The following is an 18,071-nucleotide window of genomic DNA, read 5'->3' on the forward strand; positions in this document are numbered from 1 at the left end:
ATTTCGCTCGAAGAACCCGAAAAGCCATTTGGTAACGCCCTGGTAATTGCGCTGGCTCATTCTTGAGGAAGACGCGGAGACCCTAACGAGGCCGACCATGACAAAACCACAAAACTTCCCGTGCGAACCCGTTTTTATTCCCCTTGGCCAGGGCGCTCAACTGGCGGGCGATCTCTGTATCCCTCCTGGGGCCCTGGGGGTGGTGGTATTTGCCCATGGCAGCGGCAGCAGCCGGTACAGTCCGCGCAACCGCTATGTTGCCGGGGAATTGCTGCGCGCCGGGCTGGCTACCCTGCTTTTGGATCTGCTTACCGAGGCCGAAGAGCAACTGGACACCTACACCCGGCAGTACCGCTTCGACATCGGCCTGCTGGCCGAACGCCTGGTGGCCTCGAGCGAGTGGTTGGCCCAGCAGCCCCCAACCCAGGGGCTCGAGCAAGCCTATTTTGGGGCCAGCACCGGGGCTGCGGCGGCCCTGGTGGCGGCAGCGCGGCTTCCTAACCGGATTCGGGCGGTGGTTTCCCGTGGGGGGCGGCCCGACCTGGCGGGCAGTGCGCTGCACAAGGTCAGGGCCCCCACCCTGCTGGTTGTGGGGGGCTGGGACGAGGGGGTGCTAGAGCTCAACCAGTGGGCCTTCGAGCAGCTCACCTGTGAGAAAAAGCTGGTGGTGGTGCCGGAGGCTACGCACCTCTTCGAGGAGCCGGGGAAGCTCGAGGAAGTAGCCCGGCTGGCACGGGACTGGTTTGTCCGGTACCTGACCCCTGCAAAGGAGGCGGGCCATGCCTGAACAAAGGAGCCTCGAGGCCAACCTGCTACCGGTAGACGCGCTGCGCAACACCTGCGATCCCCGACGCTTTGCCTTTCGCACCACCACTGAACTGGAGCCCCTGCAGGCCTTCCCCGGCCAGGAGCGGGCCATCCAGGCGGTGCAGTTTGGACTGGCCATCCGCCACGAGGGCTACAACCTGTTTGCCCTGGGGCCCATGGGGGTGGGCAAACTCAGTCTGGTGCGCCACTTTACCCAGGCCCAGGCCCAGCAAGAGCCCCCCGCCCAGGACTGGGTCTACGTGCATAATTTCCTCGAGCCCCACAAGCCCCAGGCCCTGCGGCTTCCCGCCGGGCGGGGTACCCAGCTCAAAGCGAGCATGGATCGCCTGGTAGAGGAATTGCGGGTAGCCATCCCGGCGGCTTTCGAAAGCGAAGACTACCGCACCCGGCGGCAGATTATCGAAGAGGAGCTCAAGCAAAAACAGCAAGCCAGCTTCGATGCCCTCCAGGCCGAGGCCAACCAGCAGGGCATCGCCATCATTCGCACCCCTATGGGCATGGGGCTGGCCCCGGTGCGCGACCGCGAAATCATCACCCCCGAGGAGTTCGAGAAGCTGCCCGAGGAGGAGCAAAGGCGCATCCAGGCCGCCATGGAGACCCTGCACCAGAAGCTCGAGGCCATCCTGCAGCAAGCCCCGCAGTGGGAGAGCGAGCGGCGGGCCAAAATCCGCGAACTCAACCGCGAGGTGACCCGCCATGCCATCGCCCATCTGCTGGGCGGGGTGCGGGCCTCCTACCTCGACCTGCCCGAGGTGCTGGGGTATCTGGAAGTGGTCGAGCAAGACCTGATCGAGAACGCCGGGCAGTTCCTGGCGAACCCCAGCGACTCGGAGAACCCCCTCGAGGCCGCCCTGGGCAAGATGCTCGCCGACAGCCGCAGCTTCGACCGCTACCGGGTGAACCTGCTGGTGGACAACGCCGGCAGCCAGGGGGCCCCGGTGGTGGAGGAGGACTACCCCTCGCTGGCCAACCTGCTGGGGCGCATCGAGTACCGCGCCCAGTTCGGCAACCTGGTCACCGACTTTACCCTGATTCGTCCGGGGGCCCTGCACCGCGCCAACGGGGGCTATCTGATTCTGGATGCCCGGCGGGTGTTGTTGCAGCCGTATGCCTGGGAGGAGCTCAAGCGGGCCCTGCGGGCCAAAGAAATCCAGATTCGCTCGGTGAGCGATGTGCTGGGCCTGACCAGCACCGTTACCTTGCAACCGACCCCCATTCCCCTGCAGGTCAAGGTGATTCTGGTGGGGGATCGGCTGCTGTATTACCTGCTTTCGGCCTACGACCCCGACTTCCTCGAGCTGTTCAAGGTGGCCGCCGACTTCGAGGACGCCCAGGATCGCACCCCCCAGGGGGAGGAGGCCTATGCGCGACTGATTGCTTCGCTGGCCCAGCGCGAGCAGTTGCGGCCCCTGGAAAGAGAGGCGGTGGCGCGGGTGGTCGAGCACGGTTCACGCCTGGCTTCCGATGCCCACAAGCTCTCGACCGCGCTCGAGGCCCTCCTCGACCTGCTGCGCGAGGCCGACCACTGGGCCGCCCAGGCCGGACGCCCGGTCATTGCGGCCCAGGATGTGCAGCAAGCCATAGACCAGCAGGTCTACCGGGCCAGCCGCCTCAAGGAGCGCCTGCAGGAGTCGGTGCGGCGCGGCATCCTGCTGGTGGACACCCGCGGGGCCAGGGTGGGGCAGATTAACGGGCTGAGCGTGCTTAACCTGGGGGGTTATAGCTTTGGGCACCCCACCCGCATCACCGCACGGGTGCGGCTGGGCAAGGGCGAGGTGGTGGATATCGAGCGCGAGGTGGCCTTGGGTGGCCCCCTGCACTCCAAGGGGGTGCTGATACTGGCCGGGTTTTTGGGTGAGCGCTATGCCCGCGAGCGGCCCTTCTCGCTCTCGGCCAGCCTGGTCTTCGAACAGTCGTACAGTGGGGTGGAGGGCGACAGCGCCTCCATGGCCGAGCTATGCGCGATTCTGTCAGCCCTGGCCCAGGTGCCCATCCGCCAGGGGATTGCCATTACCGGCTCGGTCAACCAGCACGGCCAGGCCCAGCCCATCGGGGGGGTCAACGAGAAAATCGAGGGCTTCTTCGAGGTTTGCCGCGAGGCGGGCCTGACCGGTGAGCAAGGGGTGATTATCCCCAGGGCCAACGTCCAGCACCTGATGCTCAACCCCGGGGTGGTGGCGGCCGTGGCGCAGGGGCAGTTCAAAGTCTGGGCGGTGGATACGGTAGATGCAGCCCTGGAAATTCTGACCGGCCTCGAGGCCGGGGAACGGGGGAAAGACGGGCGCTTCCCCGAGGGCAGCCTGAATGCCCGGGTAGAGGCGCAACTGATGGCCTTTGCCGAGCAGATACGGGCTTTTGCTGCACCCACGATGGGAGGGAGCACATGAACCGGATTCGCCGGGTCATCCTGGCCCTGGATGTGGCGGCCCGTGACGCCCAGAGCATCGCAGCGGCGGTGGAACTGGCCGCCCGGCTGGGGGCCGAGGTGCAGGGGCTGTTCCTGGAAGACCCCCGCCTGCTGCGCTGGGCCCGCCTGCCGGTGGCCCGCCAGGTAAGCCCCTGGGGCGGCGGGGTAGACCCGGCGCGGCTGGAAGCCCAGCTCCAGGCCCTCGCGGCCCAGGCCCAGGCCGATCTCGAGCAGGCCGCCCGGCGGCTGGGGGTGGCCTGGCAGGCCCAGGTGTTGCGGGGGGAGCTCGAGCGGGCCCTGAACGAGTGGGCAGCCCAGGAGGATTTGTGGGTGATTGGTACGGCGGGCCGGGTGATGGGCCTGGCTGTACCGACCCCCGCCGCGCTGCGGCTGGTGCTGCCCCAGGGGGCGCGCTGGGTCTTGTTGCAGCCGCGGGGGGCGCCGTTTCGGCATCCGATGGTGGTACTGCACCCCCAGGCCCACAACCCCGAAGCCCTGCTGGAAGCAGCCTGGGCCTTCATGGAAAACCCCTCCCAACCCCTGACGGTGGTGGTGCTGGGTGAAAACAGCCTGGCCTCCACACTGCAGGCCTGGCAGGTGCGGCGGGGGGCCCTGGTTCAGCCCGTGCACCTGCGGGAGGTTGGCCTGGAACAACTGCTACAGATCTTTACCCGCACCGGCTGCGATGGGCTGGTGGTGGGGGCCAGCCTGCCCCTGCTGGCCGGGGAGGGGCTGGAACGCCTGCTGGCCCGCCTGCCGGCGCCGCTGCTGGTGGTGCGATGAAAAACGCCGAGATTGCCCAACTGTTTCAGGAGATGGCCGAGATGCTGGCCTTCCTGGGCGAGAACCCTTTCCGGGTGCGGGCCTACACCCAGGCTGCCCGCACCCTGGCCGACCTCGAGACCCCCATCGAGACCATTGCCGCCCAGGGAGAAGAAGCCCTGCAGGCCCTTCCCTCCATCGGCCCCGACCTGGCCGCCAAGATTCAGGAGTACCTGCGTACGGGCACCCTTCAGGCCCATAGCAAGCTGGCCCAGCAGGTGCCTGCGGGGGTACTGGAGGTGCTGCGGGTGCCGGGGGTGGGGCCCAAAACCGCCCGGCTCCTGTGGGAGCGGCTGGGGGTAGACTCGCTAGAAAAACTTCAGGCCGCGCTGGCCTCCAAGCAGGTGCTGGGTCTGCCCGGCTTCGGCGAGAAAAAGCGCCAGCGTTTGCTGGAAAACCTGGCCTTGGCCGAGACCGCCACCCAGCGAAGACCCCTGGGGGCGGTGCTTGGACAGGCTCGAGCCCTGCTCGAGCAGGTGCGCGCCCAGCCGGGGGTGCTGCAAGCCGAGATATGCGGCTCATTCCGCCGCTACCGCGAGACGGTGGGCGACCTGGACTTCCTGATTGCCACCCTGACTCCAGCCCAGGTGCTCGAGGCCCTGGTGCGGCTGCCGGGCATTGTCGATGTGGAAGCAGTGGGCGAGAACCGGGCCACGGTCTTTTTGCAGGGGGGCCTGCAGGTGGACTTCAAGACCGTACCCCCTGCGGCGTGGGGCAGCGGCCTGCAGTACCTGACCGGCTCCAAAGCCCACAGCATCAAGCTGCGCACCCTGGCCCAGAAGCAGGGCCTCAAGCTCAATGAGTATGGGGTCTGGCGGGGAGAGACGCGCCTGGCAGGTGAGGACGAGGCCGGGGTCTACCGAGCTTTGGGCCTGCCCTGGATTCCGCCTCCCCTGCGGGAGGACAATGGCGAAATTGAAGCCGCCCAGGCCGGACAGCTACCCCGGCTGGTGCAGCTCGAGGAGGTTCGGGGCGACCTTCAGGTGCATTCGCGCTGGTCGGATGGCAAAACCACCCTGCTCGAGCTGGCCCAGGCCGCCCAGAAGCTGGGCTATGCCTACCTGGCCGTAACCGACCATTCCCAGAGCCTCAAGGTGGCCCACGGGGTGCCGCTGGAGAAGGTGCAGGCCCGCCTGAGGGAAATTCGCAAGGTAAACGAAAAAACCGGCGGCAAGCCCTACCTGCTGGCCGGGGCCGAGGTGGAGGTGGCCGCCGATGGCTCCCTGGACTACCCGGAGCCGGTGTTGCGGGAGCTCGAGGTGGTACTGGTGGCGGTTCACTCCCACTTCAACCTGAGCCGTGCCCAGCAGACCCGGCGCCTCCTGCGGGCGCTGGAGCACCCCTGTGTGCACATCCTGGCCCACCCCACCGCTCGGATGCTGGGGGTACGCAAGGGCCTGGAGGCCGACTGGGAGAAGATTTTTCACCGGGCCAAAGCCCTGGGAAAGGCCCTCGAGATTGACGGCTACTACGACCGCATGGACCTGCCCGACACCCTGGCCCGGCAGGCCGGGGGGATGGGCGTGCTTTTTGCCCTCTCCACCGATGCCCACCAGCTCGACCACATGCGCTTTATGGAGCTGGCCGTGGGCACCGCCCAGCGGGCCTGGCTGGGGCCGGCCCAGGTTCTCAACACCCGCCCGCTGGCGGCCCTCCTGGACTGGCTTCGGGAGGTGCGGGGGTAATGCCGCTTGCTGGGCAGGGTTAGGAGGAAGCGCATGGTTTCCCTTTGCCTGACCGGTGACCTGATGCTGGGCCGCCTGGTGAACGAGGCCCTGCTGCGCTATGGGCCAGCCTACCCCTTCGGAAACGTGCTGGACGAGCTGCACCAAGCCGACCTGCGGGTGGTGAACCTCGAGTGCGTGATCTCCGATAAGGGCGAGCCCTTTAGCCGCTGGGAGAAGGTCTTCCACTTCCGTGCCCACCCCCGCGCCATCGAGACCCTCAAACGGGCCCGCATCAACTGCGTGGTGCTGGCCAACAACCATGTGCTCGACTACGAAGAAGAAGCCTTCTTGCAGATGCTGGAGCTGCTCGAGCAGGCCCAAATTCCCTATGTGGGTGCGGGCAGGAACCTCGAGGAGGCCCGCCGCCCAGCCATTTTGCAGGCAGCGAACCTGAAGGTGGGTGTGGTGGCCTTCACCGACAACGAACCCGGCTGGCAAGCAGGCCAAAACACGCCGGGCACCAACTACCTGCCGGTTGTCCCCGCCTCGGTGGCGGTGTTGCGCGAGCAGATACATCAGGCCCGGTTGCGGGGCGCCGGGCTGGTGATCGTATCGGCGCACTGGGGGCCCAATATGCGCCTGCGCCCTCCACCCCCGTTTTGCGCCTTTGCCAGGGCGGTGGTGGAGGCCGGGGCCGACGTCTTTCACGGCCACAGCGCCCACGTCTTTCAAGGGGTTGAGATTTACCACGGAAAGCCCATCCTCTACGACTGCGGCGAGTTGGTGGACGACTACGCCGTAGACCCGGTTTTGCGCAACGACTGGGGCCTGCTGTACCGGCTTTACATCCAAAACCAGCACGTCCAAAAAATGGAACTGCTGCCCTTGCTCATTGATAACTGCCAGGTCAACCTGGCCACCGGCCCCGACCGGGCGGCCATCCTCGAGCGGCAGCAGATGCTATCGGCGGAACTGAACAGCACCGTCTCGCGCGAAGGTGACCGGCTGTGGATTTCTTGCGGAAGGAGTTAACCATGCGCCAGCGCCCACGCCCATCTGTGCCCCCCACCCCCTACTGGGCAGAAGAGCTGGAGGGGCTCTGGACCCGGCTGGAAAGCCAGCCATCCGGGCTCAGCCCTACCGAGGCGCTCCGCCGCTTGCAACAGTGGGGGGCCAACACCCTCCAAACCCGTCGGCGTTCTACCGCCCTGTCGGTTTTTCTGAACCAGTTCAAGAGCCCGCTGGTGCTGATTCTGGTCTTTGCGGCCTCTATCTCAGCGCTGGTGCAGGAGTGGGTGGATGCCTGGATTGTGCTGCTGATCGTGCTGGGCAGCGCTCTGATCTCTTTCGTGCAGGAGTACAGCGCCAGCCGGGCGGTGCAGCGCCTGCTGGCCAGGGTTCAGGTCAGGGTTTCGGTGTTGCGCGGAGGCCAGATTCAGCGCATCCCTGCCGAAGAAGTGGTGCCCGGCGACGTGGTGCTGCTCTCGGCGGGCACCCTGATCCCTGCCGATGGCCGGGTACTCGAGGCCAAGGACTTTTTCGTCAGCCAGTCAGCCCTTACCGGCGAGACCTTTCCAGTGGAGAAACGCCCTGGGGTGGTGTTGCCCGAAGCCAGCCTGGGCGAACGCAACAACTGTGTTTTCATGGGAACCAACGTGCGCAGCGGTACTGCGCGCATGCTGGTGGTCGAGACCGGGGTTCGTACTGCTTTCGGGCAGATTGCCGACCGGCTGGCGCTGCGCCCCCCCGAGACCGAATTCGAGCGGGGCATACGGCAGTTTGGTTTCCTGCTGACCCAGGTGATGCTCCTGATGGTGCTTCTGGTGTTCGCGGTCAACGTGTTTGGCGAGAAACCGCCCGTTGACTCCCTGCTTTTCGCCATCGCACTGGCGGTGGGCCTGACCCCCGAACTGCTGCCGGCCATCATCGGGGTCAACCTGGCCAAGGGGGCCCAGCGCATGGCCCGCCAAGGTGTGATTGTGCGCCGGCTGAGCGCCATCGAGAACCTAGGCAGCATGGATGTGCTCTGTACCGACAAAACCGGCACCCTGACCAAAGGGGTGGTACGGCTGGACGCGGCGCTGGATGCTTGGGGTCAGTCCTCGCCCCAGACCCTGCGCTATGCGTTCTGGAACGCCTACTTCCAGACCGGCCTGACCAACCCGCTGGATCAGGCCGTGATAGAGGCAGCCGCACAGGCGGGTTTGGATGCCGCAGGTGTGCAAAAGATTGACGAGATACCCTACGATTTTAGCCGCAAGCGCCTGAGCGTGGTGGTAGAGCAGGCTGGGGAGCGATACCTGGTAACCAAAGGAGCTTTGGAGCAGTTGCTCGAGGTCTCTAGCCAGCTCGAGGAGAACGGCCGGGTTCGGCCTCTGGAAGATTCCGACCAAGAGCACCTCGAAGCCCTCTACAGCCGCTACAGCGAGCAAGGCTACCGGGTTTTGGGATTGGCCTATAAGCCGGCTGCCGCTCAGCAAGCGGTCTTTGGGCACAATGACGAACAGGGCCTTGTTTTTGTGGGCTTTTTGCTTTTCTTCGACCCACCCAAACCCGGCGTGCAGGACACCCTGGCCCGCCTGGCCCACCTGGGCATAGACCTCAAGATCATCACCGGAGACAACCGCAAGGTGGCCGTCCACCTGGCTACACAGATTGGGATGCAGGTGCAGGGCCTGCTTACCGGACGCGAACTTGCCACCCTGCCCGACGAAGCCCTGTGGCACCAGGCCGAGCGCTGCAACCTGTTTGTGGAGGTAGACCCCAGCCAGAAAGAACGCCTGATTCTGGCCCTGCAAAAGACAGGACACGTGGTGGGTTATATGGGCGATGGCATCAACGATGCCCCGGCCCTTCACGCGGCCGATGTGGGCATCTCGGTAGACCAGGCGGTAGACGTAGCCAAGGAGGCTGCCGACCTGGTATTGCTCGAGCCCAACCTAGATGTTCTGCGGGAAGGCATCGAGGAGGGGCGAAAAACTTTTGCCAACACCCTCAAATACATCTTCACGACCACCAGCGCCAACTTCGGCAATATGTTCAGTATGGCCGGGGCCTCGGCTTTTCTCCCTTTCCTGCCTCTTTTGGCCAAGCAAATTCTGCTCAACAACTTTCTATCCGATCTCCCGGCAGTGGGCCTCGCCACCGATAATGTAGACCGGGAATGGCTGGAAAAGCCCCACCGCCTGGATATGCGCTTCATACGCAATTTTATGGTGGTGTTTGGTCTGATCAGTTCGATATTTGACTACCTGACGTTCGGCCTGCTGCTGTGGGTTTTTCGTGCCACCCCCGAGGTGTTCCGCACCGGCTGGTTCATGGAGTCACTGCTCACTGAGCTTCTGGTCGCGCTGGTGATACGCACCCGCCGCCCCTTCTTTCAGAGCCAGCCGGGCCGACTTTTGCTCGGGTCTACGCTGCTGCTGACCGTGCTGGCCGTGCTATTGCCCTATCTCCCCTTCAGTGCTGCTTTTGGCTTTGTGCCCCTATCCCCGGCGTTGCTGCTGGGGTTATTGGGCCTGACCCTGCTGTATGTTTTTTTGGTGGAGCTGGCTAAGCACGTTTTCTATCGGCGTTTCTCGAGCCAGCTCGGCCCTCTCAAAAACACCGGTCAAGGTGAAGAGGGCACAAGATAAGTGCCGGCAACTTGGTCGCGCCAGATATAGTTACCGGAAAGCAAAGTTATACTGGTTCCGCTTGAACCCTTCGCCCTTGGGTGTCATCAAAGGCGAGGGGTTCGAGCCGACCAAAGGGAGTAGGAGTGCATGCCGGAAGTATCGTTTAGGCTTTCAAAAGCGAACGATCCTGCCGGAATGCGTATTGTACGGTTCTATCGCGAAAGGGTTTCCACCAACAGCCGCTCCAACACCCGGCGTAGGCGGGGATAGCGGGCCAGCAGCCAGCCTACCAACAAGGCCAGGCCCAGTGTCTCGTTGGGATGCCGCTCGACCCAGTCCAGGCTTTCCTGGTCAAAACGCTGGGCAGCCTGGCGCAGCCGGGCCCTGGCCGCCTGGCGATCCGGGGAATTATCCTTGGGCGGGGGGCGGTTGGCGTCGCTCATACCCACTCCTGCTACCTCGAGCAGCCTTCAGAAAAACCTAGCCGCACCCGGCAGTCAAACTTCCTCTACCGCTAGCATCGGCAACGTCAAACTAGCGCATCATCCTTCGAGCTTGCCACCACAAGCCCCCCGCCAGCAGAAGCGACAGCAAACCAACCAGCAAGGCCGAGAGGGGAGCACTCAGCAAGCTGCTGAGCCACAAATAAGCAGCCCATAACAAAAGGAGCAGGCCGCCCAGTACCAGCAGGACGGCCACAACCAAAAGAAGAAGCGCGCCCGCCACGCGCAGAAAGCCCATCTTCAGCGAGCGCGCTTCGGCCTCCAGTACATCGAAGAGGCCCAACAGCAACTCAACTATTCCCGCCACACCCGGCGCCCCATCAGCGCCCGCCGTTCGGTGAACCAACCTGCCACCAAGCCCACCCCAAAAGCAGCCAGCACGCTCAGGAAGGGACGTTCTTCAATCCGGTGTTCCACATTGTGGATGATCTTGTCCCCCCGCACACGGGCTGTTTCGAAGGCTTCAAACATCCCTTCGCGCAGGTGTTGGGTCTCGTCCTTCAGGTTGACCCGCATGGCTTGGGCCAGCTCACTCAAATCCTTGCGGAGCAGGGTCAGATCGTTACGAATATCCTGTAACTCTCTGGTCACATTGGGTTCGACAATCGCCATAATCTACCTCCTTGATGGGCTTTCTTTACAAACTTAAAGTTACTCCTAACGCAATGGGTCAGGTGTCCCGCAGGCAGGTTCAAGCAGAGTTATGCCTTAGCCTGCCCTGTTAAGAGCGCTCCAACCCGCAGATACCACAAAAAACGATTGACCCGCGGGTTTGTGCGGAAACGGTACTACACCTCGCCCTCTGAGCTGAGCCCCAGTTGCACCTCGAGAGAGCTGGTAATGTCTCGGTAACACCGCCGGTTCAGCCTGAATAGGGTGGAATGTTCGCCTGGAAGGGGTGTGTTTGTACGCTGGTTGCGGGTGGGCCTATTGGCTGCGGAGCGGTATTCTGGCGGCCTCAGATGAGGCCCGATGGCATGCGCTTCTGCGATTGGAACGAGGTTGATCTCCGATGAGAGGGTATTGGGGCTACCGGGTGGTTTCCGAAGGCATGGGGTGACCTGTTGAGCGGCAATCACACGTGCATGGAGTGCAACTTTCTAAGGAGGCTTTTATGGTAGCGAGGCCGATTCTGATTGCATACGCCACCCGTGGTGGCACAACCCAAAGGATAGCCGAGGCCATCGCCAAAGTTATGCGAGAGAAGGGAGCCTTGGTCGAGGTGAGGCCCGTGGAGCAGATTAGGGATTTGAGCGTGTACCGCGCAGTGGTTTTGGGCAGTGGGGTGCGCGACGAGAAGTGGCTTCCTGAGGCCATACACTTTGTCACCGATCATCGGCAATCCCTGGCCACACTCCCGCTAATCTATTTCCTGGTGTATAGCCAGTTACTCCAGGAATTCCCCCAGCGCATTGAGGAAGTGCTGGGGCATCTTAGCGAGGTGCGCCGCGTGGTGGAGCCCCTTGAGGTCGCCATTTTCTCGCGAGACCAGCAGTCCATGCCTCCCGAGATGCTGGTCAATTCCAAGGTCACCCCGCAAGGAGATTGGAGCGGCTGGGAGCGCCTCTCCACCTGGGCTGAGCGGGTGTATCAGCAGTTTGAAAAGCAGCCCAGCACATGAGGAGAACTGCTTACGCACCGCACGCTACATGAAGATTCCCACACCAACCTCTGGGCCTGGCTCTCCACCAACTGCTCCCGGCTTTTGGGTCAGGCTCGGTTGATCTGGCAAGGCTATGGACGGAAATCACCACTGGGGCTATCGTACAGGTTACAGGTTGGTTTGGCTGGGTTTGGTTGCTACAGGAAGGGTGACTGAAAATGCACGTAGGAGAGACAGCGGTGGTTTTCCCTCTTCCCGCCTTAGCAGTCTCTTCCACCTGGAGAGGCCGCTCAGCATAGCCAACGGAGGTGGGTATGTATCAATGCATTCTTTTGCCTATAGACGGCTCACCCCCCGGTGAGCATGCGGCAGAGGTTGGGCTGGCCCTTGCCAAGCGGCTAGGGGCTTCGGTGGTGTTTGTGCACGTTATTGAGCCACAGCGCTACCGCGAGCTACACGACTACCAGGAAGCGCTCGAGCGAGCCCGCACGGTTGGGCGGGCCTTGTTGGAGCACTGGGAGCGCAAAGCCCAGCATCTCAAGGTTGCCTGCGCCACCCAGCTCACCAGTACCCAGCCGGAAAGCCGCCCAGGCGTTGCAGAAGCCCTGGTGGACGCTGGGGTTGCCCATGGCTGCGACCTGGTGGTAATGGGCACCCACGGGCGCACCGGCCTGCCCAGGGTGCTGCTGGGCAGCGTGGCCGAACGCATGGCCCGCCTGGCCCCCACACCACTCTTGCTGGTGCGGGGGGACGATACCGAGCCCACCTTGTTCAAGCGCATCTTGGTTGCCTTTGACGGCAGTGCCTATAGTGAGCTGGCTCTGCAACACGCCGATGCACTGGCCGGGGCCCTGAAGGCCAAGCTTTCGGTGGTGTACGTGGTACCCGATCTGACCCAGCTATACCTGAGTGCAGGGCGGGCTTGGATGTTTGCCGACCAGGCCCAACTACAGGCCCAACTATCCCAGGAGCAAGCCCGCCTGCGCGAACAAGGCGAGTTCATCTTGAAAGAAGCCACAAAGCGCTGCGAACATAGCACGCAAGTGCACACCATACTGCGGGAGGCCGGACGGAGCCTGATTGGGGAGCGCATCTGCGAAGTGGCCAACGAGGAAAAAGCCGACCTGATCGTGATGGGCACACACGGGCACACCGGGCTGCGCAAGTTCTTACTGGGTAGCGTGGCCGAGGATGTAGCCCAGCAGGCCCGCCAGCCCATTCTGCTGGTACGCAACCCTGCCGCCCTGAACCACCCCGAAGAACGACACCTCCCCCCGCCTGGGGAGCGCTAAAGCAAGGAGGAACCATGTACAAACGAATTCTGATTCCGACCGATGGCAGTGCCCCTAGCGAAACCGCTGTTAAGGCAGGCCTCGAGCTGGCCAAAAGCCTGGGGGCCGAGACCACCTTGCTGTATGTGGTAGAGCCGGTGATGGCCCGTATACTGATTGGCCCCGAGACCATTCCCTACTACCCCGACCTCACCCGTGACCTCGAGATAGCCGGCAAGCAGGCCCTCGAGCGGGCCGAGGGGTTCGCCCAGTACCTGGGGGTTCCGGCCAAGACCGAACTCAAGCAGGGCAATGCCGCCCAGGTGATTGTGGAGGAGGCTGCCGGGCACGACCTGGTGGTGATGGGCACCCACGGGCGCAGCGGGCTGGATCGGCTCCTGCTGGGATCGGTAACTCAAAAGGTATTGCAGCGAAGCCCCAAACCGATGTTGGTGGTACGAATGCATGAACCACCCCACTAACCCAGACCGCCACCAACCCCTACAACTACAACGGCTTTGTATTGTGCAGGACGGCGTGGGGTGATTGTAGGACACGAAGCTATCGACGATAGATTGGGCGCTTTGATACTCTGAAAATACCAGAAGAGCCCACCACCTTCGTAGACGGCCCCGAGCAAAACTACCCGCATTGCGAGGGGCCCTATAGCCCCGCCTCGACCCCTTCGACTGACTCAGAATCAGCGCTGTAACCGTGTCTTGACAGGCTCAGCGGTCGCAGGATTCAAAAAGTCAGGCTTTCGAGTTCGGTATGCGACATACTGGTCGAAAGCCGCTTTACCTGCGCAGCAGGCGCACGGCCTCCACGATGGCCTTGGTGTCCCCCTGGCCTCTGGCCAGGTCGGCCCGGCACTCTTCCAGGTAGGTCTCAAAGATGAGGTCGCCGGTGGCTTCCAGGGCGCTTCGGATGCCAGCCAGCAGCGTTAAGATTTCGCGGCAGTCGCGGTCTTCTTCCACCATCTTTTGCAGGCCCCGCACCTGCCCCTCCAGCCGCTTGAGCCGGTTCAGGACGCGAGTGCGGGCCTCGAGGTCGTGTTTTTTGACAGTACGCATGGCGTATCCCCAGGGGGTATCGTACCCCAAGGTGCCCGCTCCTTCCAACAGCGGAGCTCGAGCCGCGCTATTCCAACTGCCGCAAAAGCTCTTCAAGCTGGGCCCGGTTCACCGGCCCCAGGTGGCGGGCCAGCACCTTTCCATCGGCGCCAATCAGCAAAGTGGTGGGCAGCCCGCTTACCTGGAAGGCCCGCTGCAAGCCGGCGCTGTCCAGGAAAACCCGCGCCGAAAGCCCGGTCTGGGCCAGAAAGCCCTGGATGGCTCCCACGTCTTCGCCGGCGTTGAGCAGCACGATGGGGTAGCCCTTCTGCTGGTACTCCACCAAAAGGGGCATCTCGGCCCGGCAGGGTGGGCACCAGGTGGCCCAGAAGTTGAGCAGCATGGGCTTGGGGAGTTCAGCAAAGCGCACTTCCAGAGGGCGGGTTTGGGCGGGCTCGAGGTACTGCAGCACGCGGCTGGCATACTCGGGCGGCGCCGGGGTCTGGGCGGGCCGGGTCAGGCTAAACTGCACCCCCAGGGGTAACAACGCCAGTGCCAGCGCCGCGCCGCCCGGCACCAAGAGCCGTGGGCTTTCTTGGCGTAAGAGCCAGACCGCGGCCAGGGCCCCCACCGGAAGCCCCACCCACCAGTTCCAGCCCCCGCTGCGGATGTCCACAACACCCAGGAGGGCAGCCCCCAGGCTGGGCCAGGTGGAGAGGTGGGCCACCACATAGCCTATCCGGGCGGCCAGGAGCGTCGCCAGCAGCACCCACCAGGCTTTGCTTTCCAGGCCTTGCCGGGCGGCCAGCCAGGTAAAGGCCAGAACCCCCACCAGCAGGGCCAGGTTGGGCCAGCTCAGGGCCAGAGGGCCCAGCAAAAGGGCGTCCGGGCTGAGTTTCATCGGCTATACACCACCCATCCCAGCGCCAGCAGCGCGACCCAGGGGGCTACCCGGCATAATGAAAACCCACGCAAACGGCAGGCCAGCCCGCTGCGCAGGCGCTCCACCCCAACCTTTATAAAGCGCGTCATATCCGGGGTCATTATACCCCAGGGGGATATAATCTGCAAAAGTTAGAGAAATTCCCATGCACAACACACAGGAATAGCACATACGTTGGGATTACTGCGCTTTGACGGGGGCTTCCACCAGCAGAGTGCCGCCCCCCTCGAGCCTCAGGGTGATCCGAACTAGCTTGCCCTCCTGCAGGGGTTCTTTAAGCATCATCAGCATGATGTGATAACCCCCGGGTTTGAGCTCGACCCTGCCCTTGGCCGGGATCTCCAGAAACTGAACGGGGCGCATCTGCATGACCTCTGTGCCCCCTGCACCTTTAACGATGGTGGTTTGGTGGATTTCTACCTTACCAGCCATGGGGCTTTCGACGGCAATCACCCGAATGGCCCTGTCGCTGGGGTTGTAAAGGGTCATGAAGGCCCCGCTCACCGGGCCAGGTACCAGGCGAACCCAGGGATTTTCGGCTTTCAGGGCGGTTTGGGCAAGGCCCGTCAGGCCTATCAAACTCAACAAAACCAGTATTGTGCGTAGCATACCTTGCTCCAGCTCGAGGCCTCAATGGCCTCTAAAGAAAGACAGTTCAGGGTCGTGGATGTTCAAGTCCATCCTCAAGGGTTTTGTTCACGGTAACAGGTGTTACCCACTTAGGCCCACAACGGAGGCCCCCGATAGGGAGTGTGTTCCCAGAAGCTATATCGGATGTACACCGGTTCCGTTGGTGTGGCTTGTAGCAGCCCTATCTGCACATCCGGCCGGACCTCTGTCGCAAACGCGGTTAATGCTATGACAAACGCAGAGTTCAGGCAGAGGGGGTAGTGGGGTTGGTGGGTATGGGGGGGTGAGGGGGTGGACTGGGTGTGGGAAGCCCCTGCAGCAAAGGTACAGACGTCAGCTTCTGCCAAAAAACTCACTGGCAGCACCTGGCTGCGCGGGTCGCGCAGCGCGTACTGGCTCGAGACCAAGAGCACCAGCCCCGCCAGGAAGAAAACCCAGCGGGTGCGGTGGACTCGAGCCGGAGCCGCCCACATACTTGGAACCAGTATAGCCAGGCCCCCCCTAGGGGCAAACGTCCCGCGACACATATCCCCCAGGGGTATGTTATACTGGCTCATAGAAAGAGCTGGCCTTAGGCTGGCGTAAGGAGACTGATCATGAGCCAACTCTACGACGTGGTGATTATCGGGGGCGGCCCCGCCGGGCTGACCGCAGGCATCTACACCGGACGGGCCAACCTCAAAACCCTCATCCTGGAAAAAGGCCTGCCGGGGGGCCAGATTGCCCAGACCGAGGAGGTGGAGAACTACCCCGGCTTCCCCGAGCCCATCAGCGGGGCTGAGCTATCCGAACGCATGGTGCAGCAGGCCAAACGCTTTGGGGCCGAGATTGTGATGGACGAGGCCCAGGCCGTGGAAAAAACCCCGGAGGGTTTCGTGGTGCGGGGCTACGAGCAGGACTACCGCGCCCGCACGGTAATTCTGGCCACCGGGGCCAACCCCAAGAAACTGGGCGTACCCGGCGAAGAGAAGTTTTATGGCCGGGGTGTGAGCACCTGTGCTACCTGTGACGGCTTCTTTTACCGGGGCAAGGAAGTGGTGGTGGTGGGCGGGGGCGACGCCGCGGTGGAGGAAGGTCTGTTCCTCACCAAGTTTGCCTCCAAGGTCACCCTGGTGCACCGCCGCGACACCCTGCGGGCCAACAAGACCGCCCAGGCCCGGGCTCTGGCCCACCCCAAGATGCAGTTCATCTGGGATACCGTGGTCGAGGAGGTGCTGGGCGAGGAGACTGTCACCGGGGTGCGCCTCAGAAACCTGAAGACCGGCGAGGTCTACGACTACCCTACCGACGGGGTCTTTGTTTTCATCGGGCATGAGCCCAACACCGGCTTTTTGCAGGGGGTGGTGGAACTCCGGCCCGACGGCTACGTGGCGGTGCGGGACGAGATTTTCACTTCGGTTCCGGGGCTGTTTGCGGCGGGGGATGTGGCCGACCCCATCTACCGCCAGCTTTCCACCAGCGTGGGAGCCGGCACCCGTGCGGCCATGATGGCCGAGCGCTACCTGGCCGAACAGGAACACGCCGCCGTGCACTAGGGGGTTCTTGTGGAAGCAGCAGTTCCAGCAGCGCCCAGCGTGCGCTACCTGAACCCGGCCTGGTTTGCGGCGGTGATGGGTACGGGGGTGCTGGCCCTGGCCCTGGCCCAGTTTGGCCTGGTGGGGCTGGCCTTGCCGGTCTACGGGCTGGCCCTCTTGTTCATGGCAGGGTTGCTGGGGCTCTACCTGGCCAAGCTCCTGCGCTTTCCCCAGGCCGCCCTGGCCGATTTACAGCATCCCCTGCTGTCCCAGATGCTCCCCACGCTACCTATTGCCCTTCTGGTGCTGAGCCTGGCGACCCGGGCTCTGCCCCTGGGGCCCTGGGCGCTCCCTCTGGGCCAGGGGCTTTTTCTGCTGGGGACGCCGCTGATTTTCTTGGTGGGCCTGCTGGTGGTCTACTGGGTAAGCACCCGGCTCAGGCTGCCCATCGAGGCCGCCAGTGGAGCCTGGTTTATCCCACCGGTCTCGGCCCTGCTGGTGCCCATGGCTGGAGGGCTCTGGCTTTCCAGTTTTCCCAAAGTCTGGCAAAAGGAGCTTTGGGTGGTGAGCGGCCTGTTCCTGGGGATTGGGCTTTTTCTGTTCTTGTTCGTGCTGCCGAGCTTTTTGCAGCGGTTGTATGGGTACGGCCGCCTCGAGCCCCACTTCCTGCCCTCGGTCTTCATTGGGCTGGCCCCGGTGGGCCTGCTGGTGCTGGCCCCCTGGCGCTGGCTCGAGGGCGGGGTGCAGGCCGGGCTCATCCCGGAGAGCTATGGGGCGGTCTGGCCGGTGATCGGGCTGGCGGTCTGGGGCCTGGGCCTGTGGTGGCTGGCCTACAGCCTGCTGCTGCTGCTGGATACCCTGCTGGTGGAGTGCCGCCGTACGCAGTTTCACTTTGCCCCCGGCTGGTGGGGGTTTGTCTTCCCCTTGGGGGCTTTTACCCTGGCCACGCTGGCGCTGGCTCGGGCGCTGGACTCGGCCTTCCTGGGCGGGCTGGCCTGGGGGCTGCTCGGGCTGTTGGGGGTGTTCTGGCTCTGGGTGATGTTCTACTCCTTTAGAGCCTGGGCCAGCCTGGGGGCTTTGCGACCGCCCAAAGGTTAGTGGGCGATTGGGACGCAATCGGAAAAAAGCTCTGGTAAACCATCGGTCTATGCGCCGTTGACGCGCCAAAATACTGGACTGATACCGTTTCCGCTTGAATCCTTCACCGTGGGGTG

Annotated in this window: 19 protein-coding genes; 11 read left to right on the forward strand and 8 right to left on the reverse strand. The window is 63.5% G+C overall.

The features are described from left to right. Positions 1 to 97 precede the first annotated feature (97 nt). The 6 genes from Q0X18_RS15400 to mgtA are packed head-to-tail and all read left to right on the forward strand — an operon-like array spanning position 98 to position 9,359. Positions 98 to 787 carry a dienelactone hydrolase family protein gene (locus Q0X18_RS15400; protein ID WP_297563857.1) on the forward strand — a complete coding sequence of 230 codons (690 nt, stop codon included), beginning with the start codon at positions 98 to 100 and terminating at the stop codon, positions 785 to 787. Next, a complete protein-coding gene (locus Q0X18_RS15405) occupies positions 780 to 3,215 on the forward strand; it encodes an AAA family ATPase (protein ID WP_297563858.1) in 2,436 nt (811 codons plus the stop codon). Before Q0X18_RS15400 ends, Q0X18_RS15405 begins: the two co-directional genes overlap by 8 nt. After that, positions 3,212 to 4,018 (forward strand): hypothetical protein, encoded by an 807-nt coding sequence (locus tag Q0X18_RS15410; protein ID WP_297563862.1) that lies wholly within the window; start codon positions 3,212 to 3,214, stop codon positions 4,016 to 4,018. Before Q0X18_RS15405 ends, Q0X18_RS15410 begins: the two co-directional genes overlap by 4 nt. Continuing rightward, positions 4,015 to 5,742 carry a DNA polymerase/3'-5' exonuclease PolX gene (gene polX, locus Q0X18_RS15415; protein ID WP_297563864.1) on the forward strand — a complete coding sequence of 576 codons (1,728 nt, stop codon included), beginning with the start codon at positions 4,015 to 4,017 and terminating at the stop codon, positions 5,740 to 5,742. Before Q0X18_RS15410 ends, polX begins: the two co-directional genes overlap by 4 nt. 33 nt (positions 5,743 to 5,775) lie before the next feature. Beyond that, positions 5,776 to 6,756, forward strand: a complete 981-nt coding sequence (locus Q0X18_RS15420) for a CapA family protein (protein ID WP_297563865.1) — start codon at positions 5,776 to 5,778, stop codon at positions 6,754 to 6,756. Between the two features lie 2 nt (positions 6,757 to 6,758). Beyond that, entirely contained in the window at positions 6,759 to 9,359 is a 2,601-nt protein-coding gene (gene mgtA / locus Q0X18_RS15425) for a magnesium-translocating P-type ATPase (RefSeq protein WP_297563866.1), read from the forward strand. Positions 9,360 to 9,553: 194 nt separating this feature from the next. On the opposite strand, the gene Q0X18_RS15430 is transcribed toward mgtA, so the two are convergent. The 3 genes from Q0X18_RS15430 to Q0X18_RS15440 all read right to left on the reverse strand — a co-directional run bounded on the left by Q0X18_RS15430 (position 9,554) and on the right by Q0X18_RS15440 (position 10,456). Next, positions 9,554 to 9,784 carry a hypothetical protein gene (locus Q0X18_RS15430; protein ID WP_297563867.1) on the reverse strand — a complete coding sequence of 77 codons (231 nt, stop codon included), beginning with the start codon at positions 9,782 to 9,784 and terminating at the stop codon, positions 9,554 to 9,556. A 91-nt stretch (positions 9,785 to 9,875) separates the two neighbouring features. After that, a complete protein-coding gene (locus Q0X18_RS15435) occupies positions 9,876 to 10,151 on the reverse strand; it encodes a hypothetical protein (protein WP_297563869.1) in 276 nt (91 codons plus the stop codon). Continuing rightward, entirely contained in the window at positions 10,139 to 10,456 is a 318-nt protein-coding gene (locus Q0X18_RS15440) for a YqjD family protein (RefSeq protein WP_297563870.1), read from the reverse strand. Before Q0X18_RS15440 ends, Q0X18_RS15435 begins: the two co-directional genes overlap by 13 nt. 502 nt (positions 10,457 to 10,958) lie before the next feature. Between Q0X18_RS15440 and Q0X18_RS15445 the strand changes: the two genes are divergently transcribed. From Q0X18_RS15445 to Q0X18_RS15455, 3 genes are all read left to right on the forward strand, one after another. Further along, entirely contained in the window at positions 10,959 to 11,465 is a 507-nt protein-coding gene (locus Q0X18_RS15445; RefSeq protein WP_297563872.1) for a flavodoxin domain-containing protein, read from the forward strand. 296 nt (positions 11,466 to 11,761) lie between these two features. Further along, positions 11,762 to 12,739: a universal stress protein gene (locus Q0X18_RS15450; RefSeq protein WP_297563873.1), complete on the forward strand. Its 978-nt coding sequence runs from the start codon at positions 11,762 to 11,764 to the stop codon at positions 12,737 to 12,739. Positions 12,740 to 12,753: 14 nt separating this feature from the next. Then, the gene (locus Q0X18_RS15455; protein WP_297563875.1) at positions 12,754 to 13,200 is read left to right on the forward strand and encodes a universal stress protein; all 447 of its coding nucleotides are present in this window, start codon (positions 12,754 to 12,756) and stop codon (positions 13,198 to 13,200) included. 315 nt (positions 13,201 to 13,515) lie between these two features. Here Q0X18_RS15455 and Q0X18_RS15460 read toward each other — a convergent pair whose 3' ends face one another. The 5 genes from Q0X18_RS15460 to Q0X18_RS15480 form a co-directional block, all read right to left on the reverse strand. Continuing rightward, positions 13,516 to 13,791: a metal-sensitive transcriptional regulator gene (locus Q0X18_RS15460; RefSeq protein ID WP_297563876.1), complete on the reverse strand. Its 276-nt coding sequence runs from the start codon at positions 13,789 to 13,791 to the stop codon at positions 13,516 to 13,518. Positions 13,792 to 13,858: 67 nt separating this feature from the next. Further along, positions 13,859 to 14,671: a TlpA family protein disulfide reductase gene (locus tag Q0X18_RS15465; RefSeq protein WP_297563877.1), complete on the reverse strand. Its 813-nt coding sequence runs from the start codon at positions 14,669 to 14,671 to the stop codon at positions 13,859 to 13,861. After that, positions 14,668 to 14,802 carry a hypothetical protein gene (locus tag Q0X18_RS15470; RefSeq protein ID WP_297563879.1) on the reverse strand — a complete coding sequence of 45 codons (135 nt, stop codon included), beginning with the start codon at positions 14,800 to 14,802 and terminating at the stop codon, positions 14,668 to 14,670. The genes Q0X18_RS15465 and Q0X18_RS15470 overlap by 4 nt, the downstream gene beginning before the upstream one ends. A gap of 91 nt (positions 14,803 to 14,893) precedes the next feature. After that, positions 14,894 to 15,322, reverse strand: coding sequence for a copper chaperone PCu(A)C (locus Q0X18_RS15475; protein ID WP_297563880.1), 429 nt, complete (start codon positions 15,320 to 15,322; stop codon positions 14,894 to 14,896). 110 nt (positions 15,323 to 15,432) lie between these two features. Beyond that, positions 15,433 to 15,816 (reverse strand): hypothetical protein, encoded by a 384-nt coding sequence (locus tag Q0X18_RS15480; protein WP_297563882.1) that lies wholly within the window; start codon positions 15,814 to 15,816, stop codon positions 15,433 to 15,435. Positions 15,817 to 15,939: 123 nt separating this feature from the next. Here Q0X18_RS15480 and trxB point away from each other — a divergent pair, with 123 nt between their 5' ends. Then, positions 15,940 to 16,878 (forward strand): thioredoxin-disulfide reductase, encoded by a 939-nt coding sequence (trxB, locus tag Q0X18_RS15485; RefSeq protein ID WP_297563883.1) that lies wholly within the window; start codon positions 15,940 to 15,942, stop codon positions 16,876 to 16,878. A 9-nt stretch (positions 16,879 to 16,887) separates the two neighbouring features. Then, complete coding sequence (locus Q0X18_RS15490; protein ID WP_297563885.1) at positions 16,888 to 17,955, forward strand: C4-dicarboxylate transporter; 1,068 nt, start codon at positions 16,888 to 16,890, stop codon at positions 17,953 to 17,955. Positions 17,956 to 18,071: the final 116 nt, after the last annotated feature.

This window comes from Meiothermus sp., from assembly GCF_026004075.1.
Classification (GTDB): Bacteria; Deinococcota; Deinococci; order Deinococcales; family Thermaceae; genus Meiothermus.

What these genes read in the sequence shown, in the direction of transcription:
- Q0X18_RS15470 (WP_297563879.1), bottom strand. Translation starts at nt 14,802, where the DNA reads ATGACGCGCTTTATAAAGGTTGGGGTGGAGCGCCTGCGCAGCGGGCTG.
- Q0X18_RS15445 (WP_297563872.1), top strand. Translation starts at nt 10,959, where the DNA reads ATGGTAGCGAGGCCGATTCTGATTGCATACGCCACCCGTGGTGGCACA.
- Q0X18_RS15405 (WP_297563858.1), top strand. Translation starts at nt 780, where the DNA reads ATGCCTGAACAAAGGAGCCTCGAGGCCAACCTGCTACCGGTAGACGCG.
- Q0X18_RS15475 (WP_297563880.1), bottom strand. Translation starts at nt 15,322, where the DNA reads ATGCTACGCACAATACTGGTTTTGTTGAGTTTGATAGGCCTGACGGGC.
- polX (WP_297563864.1), top strand. Translation starts at nt 4,015, where the DNA reads ATGAAAAACGCCGAGATTGCCCAACTGTTTCAGGAGATGGCCGAGATG.
- mgtA (WP_297563866.1), top strand. Translation starts at nt 6,759, where the DNA reads ATGCGCCAGCGCCCACGCCCATCTGTGCCCCCCACCCCCTACTGGGCA.
- Q0X18_RS15480 (WP_297563882.1), bottom strand. Translation starts at nt 15,816, where the DNA reads ATGTGGGCGGCTCCGGCTCGAGTCCACCGCACCCGCTGGGTTTTCTTC.
- Q0X18_RS15460 (WP_297563876.1), bottom strand. Translation starts at nt 13,791, where the DNA reads ATGCGTACTGTCAAAAAACACGACCTCGAGGCCCGCACTCGCGTCCTG.
- Q0X18_RS15430 (WP_297563867.1), bottom strand. Translation starts at nt 9,784, where the DNA reads ATGAGCGACGCCAACCGCCCCCCGCCCAAGGATAATTCCCCGGATCGC.
- Q0X18_RS15410 (WP_297563862.1), top strand. Translation starts at nt 3,212, where the DNA reads ATGAACCGGATTCGCCGGGTCATCCTGGCCCTGGATGTGGCGGCCCGT.
- Q0X18_RS15455 (WP_297563875.1), top strand. Translation starts at nt 12,754, where the DNA reads ATGTACAAACGAATTCTGATTCCGACCGATGGCAGTGCCCCTAGCGAA.
- trxB (WP_297563883.1), top strand. Translation starts at nt 15,940, where the DNA reads ATGAGCCAACTCTACGACGTGGTGATTATCGGGGGCGGCCCCGCCGGG.
- Q0X18_RS15440 (WP_297563870.1), bottom strand. Translation starts at nt 10,456, where the DNA reads ATGGCGATTGTCGAACCCAATGTGACCAGAGAGTTACAGGATATTCGT.
- Q0X18_RS15420 (WP_297563865.1), top strand. Translation starts at nt 5,776, where the DNA reads ATGGTTTCCCTTTGCCTGACCGGTGACCTGATGCTGGGCCGCCTGGTG.
- Q0X18_RS15400 (WP_297563857.1), top strand. Translation starts at nt 98, where the DNA reads ATGACAAAACCACAAAACTTCCCGTGCGAACCCGTTTTTATTCCCCTT.
- Q0X18_RS15450 (WP_297563873.1), top strand. Translation starts at nt 11,762, where the DNA reads ATGTATCAATGCATTCTTTTGCCTATAGACGGCTCACCCCCCGGTGAG.
- Q0X18_RS15465 (WP_297563877.1), bottom strand. Translation starts at nt 14,671, where the DNA reads ATGAAACTCAGCCCGGACGCCCTTTTGCTGGGCCCTCTGGCCCTGAGC.